Source organism: Nitrosopumilus sp. b1 (assembly GCF_014078545.1).
GTDB lineage: Archaea > Thermoproteota > Nitrososphaeria > Nitrososphaerales > Nitrosopumilaceae > PXYB01.
Genome location: NZ_MU078713.1, coordinates 58,326 through 69,048, shown reverse-complemented (window position 1 = coordinate 69,048; position 10,723 = coordinate 58,326). Strand labels below are relative to the sequence as shown.

Genomic DNA, 10,723 nt, shown 5'->3' with positions numbered 1-10,723 from the left:
CAGGGACAACATTGGGTATGGTATCACCGGTTGAGGGTTCCTCCTGTGTGGTTGAGTCTAATGGTAAATCATCCAATACTTCAGTAAAGTCAGTTATTGATGGTATTTCGCCAGAATCAATGGTCGATACATCAGAATCAGTTGAATTATCTGTATCCATCTCTTCTGCATATGCTTCAGGCCAATATGAGGAAGAAATGGAGTATGGTGTGATGATTGCAGAAGATAACAATATTCCAATAAAGAGTAAACTTAGAAACTTTTGAAGATGATAAAACTTTACATCTGAATTTTCATTTCGAATAAACACAAATCCAACAAGCGGAATTAACAAAAGGAGTAAAACAGGATTCTTAGTATCCACTACAGTAGATACAGAATTCTCAAATGCATTGAATATTGGATTGTTAGGATCAACATTCCAGAGATTGTCTAAATATCTCCAATCAAAAAAGCTTTGATCAATGTTGGATATTGTTAAGAAGTGGATTTGGTCATCAAGGAGTTCAATGAAATTCTCATTGAATGGAACGGATATGGTAGACCAGATGTTATTTGCATCGATGAGATTATCGTCATGGTTTGAATCAACAAGTTGGTTAGCCAGTGAAGCCAGTAGACCACTGTCTTGCCCCTTGGAGCGTTCTTTGTAGAGAATTCTTTCCATCATTGCTTGTCTGTCAGCATTATGTTTTACAGTGAGAATGATTGAGTCCTTACCGTACTGTCCAGTTGCAACATCAATTTTTTCAATCATGTTTAGTTTTCTTTCAAAAATTGGTGTGCTAATGACTTGTTCGCTAGATCGTTTTTTGTTTGTTATAACATCCAAGTTTTCAGCTAGTGAAATTTTGTAGCTCAAAGATGATCGATCAGTAGAAACTTTTTGATCTGAATTTTTTGTAATTTTTAAAATTTCAAAATTTTCAAAGCTCATATCATCATATTGGAAGAGATTAAGATCATATGCATCAATTGATGAAAATGATGGAAAGATCAATAACAATGAAAGTAGTAATCCAATGATCTTAGCTTGCAAAGATCTGTCCCTCCAAGTTTTTAGAAAATTGGGTAGCTGGAATGAAAGCTATGACATAGCTAAAAAATTCTATTAGATGTCCTCTAGGACATATTTTCCGGTGCACCATACCCAACGTTTGTAGGTTGAAAAGTTCCAATAAGAGAAGAGGAATTTTTCAGATTATAGAAGGTCCAAGCTGGTAATTGACCTACTTTAGTGGTCCATTTTGGAAGGGTCAAAAAATCGGATTTTTGAAATTATTTTTCAAAATAGATCGGTATTTCAAAAATTATTTTTTAGAAATTGATCTCTTTGACTAAATTCCAATTTGTAATATCCTCAGAAAATTCTTGGATAGCAATTTTGTCTATGTGGAATTTCTTTGGAATTTGTAAGTTTTTAGAAAGAGATTTTTTTTCTTGATCTTTCATTTTTTTGTAAATTAAACTAACATGCGGGACGTAATCATAGTGAAAAATACTGTCAAGTTGTTTTTGTAAATTTTGAAAAATTTTTTTTAAATCAGAATTCATTTGAATGTTAATGAATAATGTCTTCCAGATATTGTCACTATAACCTAAATTATTTGTGTACACATCAAATGATTTAATTTCTTGAATACTATTACAAATAAAATCTTCTAGTGTTCCAAGTGAAACATCAACAAGACCATAAGTAGTGATATGTGGAATAAATACAGGAGACTTGTATTTATCGGCAAGATCAGAAATGATCTTTTGTAAAACTTTTCTGTCTTTAGTTGAAGGTACTAACCATACAGCATACATGATTAATTATGTACAAACATGTAATTAATAATTTTAAAACAAAAGAAAGAACATTTCGTCTGTAACATTTACTCGTAAGTAGATGTTGATTGTGACGAAAGTCCAGTTGGGGATGGTACAGATGGGAATTTGTCTCCAATCTGTTGTTCAGCAACCGCAGAAGCTTCTTGTAAGATCTTGTCTGTCTCTTCATTAGACACATCAGATTCCATGTTAAATGAATCTCCAGCTAATGAGTCCATCATAAGACCATTCAATGTTTGCGTCATAGAATTCAATTCAGAATCTGCTTCTGGCATAAATCTTCCAAGTGAAGACTTCAAACCTTTCATGGTTGACATTGCAGGTCCGATTGCTACCATTGCATCACCTAAGTCATGAATCGTTGTCAATCTTAACTGAACTTGTTCTAAAGACATTCTTGCGTTGCCTAGCATTCTTGTAACTTTACGAATTTCTGCTAACTCGTTTGACAAAACTTTGCTTGCACTAGTATCATGTTGTTGCATTGCAGTTACAATTCTTTGGAAGAGTTGTGAATCTCTTTCACGAAGTTTTGTAAGCATCGAATCCATTTTGGATATTTGTACTTGCAGTTTGTTTACTGCATTTTGGATTCGTGGTTTCAATGCACCTTGTGGTTTTACTGCATCACGAAGTTTGCCTGTTACACTTTGGGTCTCTTGTCGAGCCCAAGTCTTATCAAAGCCTGGCATGGTGGCAAGTTTAAGATTTTACACTTAATGAGAGGTGTATATTTAGATCAACTAGAAACTAAATTTAGCTAACAAAAGTTACATGTGTATAGGTAAAAATGAATGAAAAAATTGTTGTATTTGATTCCGGTTTAGGCTCTCTTTCAATAATAAAACCAATCCAAAGAGTTAGAAAATCTGATATCATCTATTTTGCAGATAAGAAAAATTTTCCCTATGGAAAAAAATCCGTATCAGAGTTGAAGAGAATTATTCTGAGAACAATTTCAGTCATTGAAAAAAAATTCAATCCAGAAATAATTATCATCGGTTCAAACACACCTACGTTGCTGTTTCCTGAAATATTATCTAAAAAAATCCTTGGCGTTCTTCCACCACTCAAAGATGCTTCAAAGGTAACCAGAACAAAGAATATTGCCATATTAGCAACAGAATCAGTCGTTAACAGTAAAAAGATTGATCTTTTCATAAAGAAACAAAAGATTTCGCAATCGATCAAAGTTTCTAAGATAAATGCTTCTCCATTGGTAAATCTTGTTGAATCTGGAAAGTTTCTTGAAGATAAAAAATATTGTACAAAGATAATTCAAAGAGTACTAAAAGAAAAAATTTCTAAAAATAATATTGATGTAATTACTCTATCAAGTACACATTTGCCTTTTTTGAAGCATATACTAAAGAAAGAATTCCCTAGTGTAAAATTTTTAGATCCAGCTTCAAGTATTGCAAAGAAATTGCCAAAATCTGATTTGAAACAAAACAGATTAAGTATCTATACGAATGGAGACCTAAAACAATTTCAGAACACATTGAAAAAAATTGACATATCAAATAGAGTAAAGAAATTGGAGATCAATTAGTTTTCTTCTTTCTATATCCATGACTAAATGATTTATCATATAGCCTAGAGTATTCATATGAAGTTGGCTTTACCACATCGCCAATAATTATTATTGCTGTTCTAGTAATTTTTTCTTTCAAAACTTTTTTTGCAATATCATCTAGTGTACCAGTAATAATTTTTTGATCACTCCAACTTGCACGATATACTATGCCTACCGGAGTTGACTTTTTGTATCCACCTTCAAGTGCTTGTTTAACAATATCTGAAAGTAGATGAATACTAAGATAAAATACCATAGTTGCATTATGTTTTGCAAGCTCTGAAACTCTTTCCTGCTTTGGAACTTTGGTTCTCTTCTCTGCACGTGTTATGATAATTGTTTGTGTAACGCCAGGAAGTGTCAGTTGAGTTCCTAATGCACTTGCAGATGCAAGAAAAGATGTCACGCCTGGAATGATTATTGATTCAATTCCATTTTCTTGCAGGTTGTCAATTTGTTCACGAATTGCACCATAGATAGTTGGATCACCATCATGCAACCTAACAACAAGTTTACCTTTTTTTGCATTATTAAAAAGAAGATCAAATATTTCCTCACGAATAAGTTTTGATGCATCATGTAGTTTTCCTTTTTTGCAAAGTTTCAAAATTTTTTCTGGTATTAATGATCCTGAATACACAACAACATCTGCTTTTTGAATGAGTTTCTTTGCTTTTACAGTAATTAATTCAGGATCTCCGGGACCACAACCGACAAAATACACCTTTGACATTTCTGTTATCACTCAATCTTTTGATACATGTAATAATGTTTGTTGGGCTTTCATGTTGTTAGAATTAATTAATTTCTGGGCGTTTGACAATTAAAATTGAAAAATATTTTGTAGTTAATGTATCATCATTTACTTCACCCAATGTTAGTTTTCGTATTATTTCTTTTTCTGTTCCAAGGTCTTGTCCTATTGCAAAAATAGAGTTGTCAGGGAATCCAGATTCCTTTAGTAATTCTATTACTTGATCAAAGTATCTACCATCTTTTAGAAAGATTAATGATTCTGCATTTTTTGCAATCTCTTTTACGGTTGATAGATCATAACATGAAGGAATTACTGCAACTTTTTCTGCACCCTCTGCAATACTGACTCCAACTTTGGATGCAAATGTAAACATGGAAACAATTCCCGGTATTACACTAATTTTTAATTCTGGATGATTTGATTTTATTTCTCGATGCATGTATATCCATGTACTGTAAAGATATGGATCACCAACTGTAAGGTATACTACATTTTTTCCTGACAGTACTTTCTCTGCCATTATCTTTGCATTTTTTTTCCATGTTGATACTAGAACATCTTTGTCCTTTGTCATCGGAAAGATCAGCTTGACAATTTCTTGATTTTTTGATTTATCGATAAGTGATGACACAACAGATAGTGCAATGCTTGGTCTATCTTCTTTTGAAGCAGGACACATAATGATATCTGCATTATGAATTGCCTTGACAGCTTTGACTGTTAAAAGATCTGGATCGCCTGGACCCACCCCTATTCCTATTAATTCAGCCATTAAAAAAAACTCTACAATTCCTAATTAAAATCTAGACGGATTAATTTTTTGTTGCAGATATTACTGTGACTGGGTTACGTGCCAACATCATTGTACCAGTTGAAGTTTTTCTACTTTTAGATATTGTAATTTGAGTAATATCAATTGAGGAAAAACCCAATTTTTCTATTACTTGAATTACTGAAAACAAAGTTTCAATCAGTATAACTCCGATTACTATTCGTCCCCCAGGTTTTAGTTTATCCTTTGCCAATTCAAGAATATCTTTTGTGTCCCCTCCAGTTCCTCCAATGAATATGGCATCAGCTTTATCAAGCTCCTGAATTTTTTCCTTGGCGTTACCTAGAATTGTAGTTGCATTTTTTATTCCAAACTTTTCTAAATTTTTTTTTGTCAGCTCAATTGCATTCGGATCAAAATCAATTCCAACAATTTTTCCTGATGATTCAATCTGTATTGCTGCTTCAACTGTTATAGAACCACTACCACAGCCTATATCGTATACAGTAAAACCAGGACAGAGTCTTGCTTTGCTTATTTGAATTGCTCTGACTTCCTCCTTTGTAATTGGAACCTCTTCGGTTCTTTCAAATTCAGAATCTGGAATGCCGGGTGTTTTAAAGTTCCACATGATACTTTGCACCGTCACTAGGGAATTGGTGAGGGTATTCCACCAGTAGATGGTAAATGTACTAGTGTGTACGACAATATCCACATAAACAGATAGATGAAGACATAACTACCAATTCCAGTTGTAACTAATTTTTTTCTATCAGATTTGGCAAGTTGTAGTCCCATACCTTTGGCAAATATTACAGAAGCTATGAAAATTATTATCATAAATCCAATTGATGCCCATCGGCGTTCTTCACCCTCAATTGGTTCAAAGATGAATGTAGCAGTGACACCTGCAACAACTGCAAGTCCGATTCTTATCCAGAAAAGTTTGTCTAATTTGGCTTTATTTTGATTAGTTGTAACCTCAGATGCGTTATCTTCTGACTCAGCTTTAGATGTTTTGTTAATTTCAGGCGGGCTTTCCTTTTCGATCTCAGGTAAGTTCTCCTTATCATTAGTAACATCTTTTTTCTCTGAATCATGAGGATCTGGAGTAGGTTTTGATTTTTTCTTTTTGAATTTTGCCAATGAATCTGCTCGAATAATTTTCAATATGCCTTGTTTAAAATCTTTGGCCACTAATTTCGTGAGTGAAAGAGTAAGAGTATAATCACCGCTCATAGGTATTTGAATATGGCATTAGCAGGAATTGAGATCAGGTATCTAGTAAATCAAATTTCTAATCTTACAAAGGATTACTATGTTAGCAACATTTACAGTGTCACAAAAGACAGTTTGCTATTCAAATTTCATCATCCAGAGAAACAAGATGTAATGTTGATGCTATCTACATTTGGTTTTTGGCAAAGCTCTGTAAAGATAGAACCAATTGAACAAAATAGACTGCTAAAAAGATTACGAAGCGATCTTTTGAGATTGAAACTAACCAAGATTGAACAGATTGGAGCCGAAAGAATTGTCTATCTTACTTTTGCAGGGTTTGATAAAGAGTTTATAATTATTGGAGAATTTTTTTCTGATGGGAATGTAATTTTATGCAATAATGAAATGAAAATTCTAGCATTACTGCATTCAATTGATGTTCGTCATAGAACACTTAAAGTTGGAATGCAATATGTTGCACCACCGCAAAATGGCCTAAATATTTTTAAAATTAACATTAATGACCTGTTGGAATTAAGATCCGCAGATATTAGCTGCGCTAAATGGGTTGGAAGAAGTTTAGGACTACCTACAAAATATGTTGATGAAATATTTAGAAGATCAAACATTGATACAAATCTGAAAGGAGCAGAGCTTCAAGAGGAACAAATCAAAACACTTTTTGACACAATAACCACTCTTGTAAGAGATGTAACTGAAGGAAATCATGATCCAATCATTATTAACAATGAAAAGATGGATGTCTTACCAATTAAAATTGAAACAAATTCGTCCAATGTAACTGCTGTACCTACGTTTATGGAAGGATTGGATAAGACGTTCACGGAAAATATCCTAGAGAAAGGAAAAACAATTCAATCTACTGGAATCGACAAAGAAATCACTGAATTAGAACACAAATTAGAAGAACAAGATAAAGCTATCTCTGTTGTCAAAGAAAAATCAAGTGAGATTGCAAAAGTTGCCAAGTATTTACAACAGATGAATTCATCTGGAATTATTTCTTTAGATGATCATAGAGTAAAAGATATGCTAAGTAAAGTCAATGTGATTATAATCAAAGAGAAAGGAATTTCAAAATTGAAAATTCAAGATGCAAAAATTGAATTCAACATTAAATCATCATTACCTGCCATAGCATCATCGTTATTTAATGAATCAAAGCGACAGTCAAATGCCATAGAATCAATTGAGCAATTAAAAAAGCAGACCGAAAAACGAATTGCAAAGCTTGCTAAAAAGGCAGAGAATGCAGCTAACAATGTTTCATACTCTGAAGTTAAGAAAAAGAATTGGTTTGAGAGATACAGATGGTTTTACACTTCAGATGGTTTGTTGGCAATTGGTGGTAGGGATTCATCATCAAATTCATCTATTATAAGGAAACATTTGGAAAAAAACGATCTTGTTTTTCATGCAGATATTTTTGGCTCCCCGTTCTTTATTCTAAAAAATGGGAAAGGTGCACCATCTGCAAGCTTGAATGAAATTGCTCATGCTACTGTTTGTTTTAGTAGGGCATGGAGAGAAGCCATGTATGGTCTAAGTGCATACTGGGTAAATCCAGAACAAGTAAAAAAAGCAGCGCCAAGTGGACAATTTCTTCCAAAAGGTTCTTTCACAATTGATGGACAAAGAAATTTTGTTAGGGTATCAACCATGAGACTTGCAGTAGGATTAATTCAACATGATGATGATATTATTTTGTCATGTGGTCCTCCAGAACCAATAAAAAAGAACAGCATTGGTTATGTCGTAATAGAGCCATCCGGTTCTGAATTGGTTGATACTGCAAAAAAAATCAAGATAGAGTTTTTGAAAATGAGAGAAGAAATTACAAAAACAATCAATCTTGATGATTTTGTTAGAGTACTTCCTGCTGGGAAGAGTAACATAGTAGAATCAAAGATAAACCTAGATGAATAGACAAAAGTTTGTTGTAGATGCAATGTTAGGAAATATTGCAAGAAAACTTAGATTTTTTGGTTACGATGCAAAATATTTTCCAAATATTGATGATAAAGAAATAATTCTCCTTGCTAAACAAGAAGGCAGAGTAATTCTAACACGTGATAGGGCTCTTTCAAGTAAGGCAACAAAAGAAAAAATTCAAAGCACAGTACTTGAATCATTAATAGAAGTAGAACAAATAATTCATATTGCAAAGTATTATTCGATTAAAAAATTTTCAATTGATTTTGATAAAATAAGATGTTCATTGTGTAATGAAAAAATTGCATCGATCAAAAGAGAAGATATCTTAAAAAAAATTCCCATTGGAGTTAAGAGTGAAGAAGAATTTTGGATATGCAAAAAATGTGACAAGATATACTGGAAAGGAACGCATATAGAAAAGCTAGTACAATACACTAAGATGTTAAATGAAAAGATACACTGACTTGACAGATGATGATGGTGAATTAATTGTTAAAGCATCAAGGAAGATTGTTACTCATTATTTGAATAATGAATCATTTGAGTTTGATGATAGTTTTAAAAAGAAATTTTCTTTCATTTCAGGAATTTTTGTCACACTAATGAAACAAAATGATTTGCGGGGATGTATTGGATATCCTATCTCAGATAAAGAACTCTATACTACACTGGAGGATTCTGCAGTTGCTGCTGCAACAAAGGATCCTAGGTTTCCGCCATTGACTAAAGAGGAATTAACAGAAATAAATTTTGAAGTTACCATTCTAAGTGAACCCGAAAAAATTTCTGTTAACAATCCTAAAGAGTATCCATCAAAGATCAATATTGGAAAAGATGGATTAATTATCAAAAGTTCATTTTCTTCTGGTTTGCTATTACCCCAGGTTCCAATTGAGTATGGTTGGAATGAAGAAGAATTTTTGGAACACACATGCCAAAAAGCTGGTCTTGAAAAAAATTCGTGGTTATCAAAGGATGTTACAATTGAAAAATTCCAGGGAATAGTATTTGCAGAAGAAAGTCCAAATGGAAAAGTAGTTAGAAAACTTTAGCTAGTATTCATTAGTATCAATTGTAATTTCAGAATCGTTTTCTAATGAATCAAATTCTTTTTGATCAACAATAATCAGAGGAATGTTTGCAAGAGCGCATCCTGATGCAACTGTAAGATCTGCCTTTGTACAGATCATTGCAAGTGGAGCTGAGTTGTTTGACTTTAAGGAATAAATTGTGTATGCTCCAACACTACTTCCAATTCCATGAGGGAAGACAAAGATTGTACCTTTGATTGATTTATTGTAGATATCATATGTGTTGTCTTTGATTATTCCAGATTTTTTGTCTACTGCCCCAAGAAAATTTATTGGGTTATTTGACTTTAGAATTTTTCCCTGGGTCTTTCCCTTTACAATAACTTTTGACATCATTTAGTTTCTTCTTTTACAATATCTGATAACGATTTAAGATTGACATCAACGCCAGTAGAATTTTTCAAGTAATATGCTCCTTTAATGCTATTAGTTGTAACACCATCTACTGAGTCTTTGTTAATTAGAGGAGTCAGACAAGTACAACAATCAGATAGGATATCACATCCTGCACGTTCAATTTCATTTGTGTATCCAATTTTTCTTGCCTGTTCCTGAACGGAACGAGGACAAAAAATCATACATCGTTTTGTAAATGATTTTCCTTTTAGCATTAATGATAGATCATGTAGCTCATCTAATCCTAATTGAGGGCTTCCAAGTGTGACAATGTCGCCTTTTTCTGTGGTGTTTAGCTCATCAAAGACTGTTTGTGCTTCTTTTTTATCAAAATCAATCTTTTCAGAGTCTTTTTCTCCCTCACCAAATACAAATTTTCCACATGTACCGGATGTGCCCATTCCACCACAAAGTGACTTACAGCTCCTATGATCCACTTCTTTTACTCCTGAGATTGCCACAGATGTCTCACCGACCTTTCCGGCAAAGTACCCTAACATCCCATACATCATCTCGTTAGGATTCTCAACTTTCATTTTGATGGTAATGTTTGGAGTATCATCTTTTCGTAGAGAAGAATAAGGACTCTTTCCTGTTATTGCGCTTGCTAGAGCACTAAATGCGCTCTCTTTGTTGGTTTTTAGTCCTCCAACAGAGTTTGCATAAATTGCTGCGTTACTTTCTGCAAAGGAGACTTGGGTTCCCTTACCTGGTAAATCAAAGATATCATAAGGAATGCATGAAAACGAAGGAGTCACTCCCATTCTTTCATATGATTTTCTTATGCTTTCTTGTTTTGAAATAAAGTTTTCATCTAGATCATATCTTGAAACGCTATCAATGTCATATCCCATAGGATTCAGAGTTGTTTTGACTTTAACACGTGCATCTTTACTTAGAGTAGATAGAAATTCTTCCCCAGCATCTCCGATTGTATTATAATTTACACCAGAAAGGTGAGCCCATTCAATTGGAATGAGTTTTTCAGAATTTGTAGCCTCACCTGTTGCAACAAGAATTCTATATGCTAATGCAAGAGTTTCTCCATATTCGCCCTTTAATGCAGCCTCTTCATCTCGCGTTAATTCCATAATCTTATTGGAATTATTGAAGTATAATAC

General features: G+C 33.3%; 13 protein-coding genes. 4 read left to right on the top strand and 9 right to left on the bottom strand.

The window, feature by feature from the left end; genetic code table 11:
- The 3 genes from C6988_RS02995 to C6988_RS02985 all read right to left on the bottom strand — a co-directional run.
- On the bottom strand, window positions 1-1,039 hold a 1,039-nt coding region (locus C6988_RS02995; RefSeq protein WP_182133471.1), incomplete at its 3' end, for a hypothetical protein.
- A gap of 278 nt (window positions 1,040-1,317) precedes the next feature.
- Window positions 1,318-1,809, bottom strand: a complete 492-nt coding sequence (locus C6988_RS02990) for a 2'-5' RNA ligase family protein (RefSeq protein WP_182133469.1) — start codon at window positions 1,807-1,809, stop codon at window positions 1,318-1,320.
- Between the two features lie 68 nt (window positions 1,810-1,877).
- On the bottom strand, window positions 1,878-2,525 hold the full coding sequence (locus C6988_RS02985; protein ID WP_182133467.1) for a Snf7 family protein: 648 nt from the start codon (window positions 2,523-2,525) through the stop codon (window positions 1,878-1,880).
- 98 nt (window positions 2,526-2,623) lie between these two features.
- On the opposite strand from C6988_RS02985, the gene C6988_RS02980 reads away from it, so the two are divergent.
- Window positions 2,624-3,385 carry a glutamate racemase gene (locus C6988_RS02980; protein ID WP_182133465.1) on the top strand — a complete coding sequence of 254 codons (762 nt, stop codon included), beginning with the start codon at window positions 2,624-2,626 and terminating at the stop codon, window positions 3,383-3,385.
- Here C6988_RS02980 and cobM read toward each other — a convergent pair.
- The 4 genes from cobM to C6988_RS02960 form a co-directional block, all read right to left on the bottom strand.
- Window positions 3,378-4,142, bottom strand: a complete 765-nt coding sequence (gene cobM / locus C6988_RS02975; protein ID WP_182133463.1) for a precorrin-4 C(11)-methyltransferase — start codon at window positions 4,140-4,142, stop codon at window positions 3,378-3,380. The two genes, C6988_RS02980 and cobM, sit on opposite strands and share 8 nt — an antisense overlap.
- A 64-nt stretch (window positions 4,143-4,206) precedes the next feature.
- Window positions 4,207-4,938, bottom strand: coding sequence for a precorrin-2 C(20)-methyltransferase (gene cobI / locus C6988_RS02970; protein ID WP_182133461.1), 732 nt, complete (start codon window positions 4,936-4,938; stop codon window positions 4,207-4,209).
- Between the two features lie 40 nt (window positions 4,939-4,978).
- Window positions 4,979-5,569 carry a precorrin-6Y C5,15-methyltransferase (decarboxylating) subunit CbiT gene (cbiT, locus tag C6988_RS02965; RefSeq protein WP_182133459.1) on the bottom strand — a complete coding sequence of 197 codons (591 nt, stop codon included), beginning with the start codon at window positions 5,567-5,569 and terminating at the stop codon, window positions 4,979-4,981.
- Window positions 5,570-5,586: 17 nt separating this feature from the next.
- Entirely contained in the window at window positions 5,587-6,135 is a 549-nt protein-coding gene (locus C6988_RS02960; RefSeq protein ID WP_342752362.1) for a hypothetical protein, read from the bottom strand.
- Window positions 6,136-6,189: 54 nt separating this feature from the next.
- On the opposite strand from C6988_RS02960, the gene rqcH reads away from it, so the two are divergent.
- The 3 genes from rqcH to C6988_RS02945 are packed head-to-tail and all read left to right on the top strand — an operon-like array spanning window position 6,190 to window position 9,167.
- Window positions 6,190-8,106, top strand: a complete 1,917-nt coding sequence (gene rqcH / locus C6988_RS02955) for a ribosome rescue protein RqcH (RefSeq protein ID WP_182133457.1) — start codon at window positions 6,190-6,192, stop codon at window positions 8,104-8,106.
- Window positions 8,099-8,578 carry a Mut7-C RNAse domain-containing protein gene (locus C6988_RS02950; RefSeq protein ID WP_182133455.1) on the top strand — a complete coding sequence of 160 codons (480 nt, stop codon included), beginning with the start codon at window positions 8,099-8,101 and terminating at the stop codon, window positions 8,576-8,578. Before rqcH ends, C6988_RS02950 begins: the two co-directional genes overlap by 8 nt.
- Window positions 8,562-9,167, top strand: coding sequence for a TIGR00296 family protein (locus C6988_RS02945; RefSeq protein ID WP_182133453.1), 606 nt, complete (start codon window positions 8,562-8,564; stop codon window positions 9,165-9,167). The genes C6988_RS02950 and C6988_RS02945 overlap by 17 nt, the downstream gene beginning before the upstream one ends.
- Here C6988_RS02945 and C6988_RS02940 read toward each other — a convergent pair whose 3' ends face one another.
- Both C6988_RS02940 and C6988_RS02935 read right to left on the bottom strand, forming a co-directional pair.
- A complete protein-coding gene (locus C6988_RS02940) occupies window positions 9,168-9,542 on the bottom strand; it encodes an aconitase X swivel domain-containing protein (protein WP_182133451.1) in 375 nt (124 codons plus the stop codon).
- Complete coding sequence (locus C6988_RS02935; protein ID WP_182133449.1) at window positions 9,539-10,693, bottom strand: aconitase X; 1,155 nt, start codon at window positions 10,691-10,693, stop codon at window positions 9,539-9,541. Before C6988_RS02935 ends, C6988_RS02940 begins: the two co-directional genes overlap by 4 nt.
- Window positions 10,694-10,723: the final 30 nt, after the last annotated feature.

Excerpts from the sequence above, each read along its gene's own strand:
- C6988_RS02990 (WP_182133469.1), bottom strand. The coding sequence starts at position 1,809 with ATGTATGCTGTATGGTTAGTACCTTCAACTAAAGACAGAAAAGTTTTA.
- C6988_RS02985 (WP_182133467.1), bottom strand. The coding sequence starts at position 2,525 with ATGCCAGGCTTTGATAAGACTTGGGCTCGACAAGAGACCCAAAGTGTA.
- C6988_RS02980 (WP_182133465.1), top strand. The coding sequence starts at position 2,624 with ATGAATGAAAAAATTGTTGTATTTGATTCCGGTTTAGGCTCTCTTTCA.
- cobM (WP_182133463.1), bottom strand. The coding sequence starts at position 4,142 with ATGTCAAAGGTGTATTTTGTCGGTTGTGGTCCCGGAGATCCTGAATTA.
- cobI (WP_182133461.1), bottom strand. The coding sequence starts at position 4,938 with ATGGCTGAATTAATAGGAATAGGGGTGGGTCCAGGCGATCCAGATCTT.
- cbiT (WP_182133459.1), bottom strand. The coding sequence starts at position 5,569 with ATGTGGAACTTTAAAACACCCGGCATTCCAGATTCTGAATTTGAAAGA.
- rqcH (WP_182133457.1), top strand. The coding sequence starts at position 6,190 with ATGGCATTAGCAGGAATTGAGATCAGGTATCTAGTAAATCAAATTTCT.
- C6988_RS02950 (WP_182133455.1), top strand. The coding sequence starts at position 8,099 with ATGAATAGACAAAAGTTTGTTGTAGATGCAATGTTAGGAAATATTGCA.
- C6988_RS02945 (WP_182133453.1), top strand. The coding sequence starts at position 8,562 with ATGAAAAGATACACTGACTTGACAGATGATGATGGTGAATTAATTGTT.
- C6988_RS02940 (WP_182133451.1), bottom strand. The coding sequence starts at position 9,542 with ATGATGTCAAAAGTTATTGTAAAGGGAAAGACCCAGGGAAAAATTCTA.
- C6988_RS02935 (WP_182133449.1), bottom strand. The coding sequence starts at position 10,693 with ATGGAATTAACGCGAGATGAAGAGGCTGCATTAAAGGGCGAATATGGA.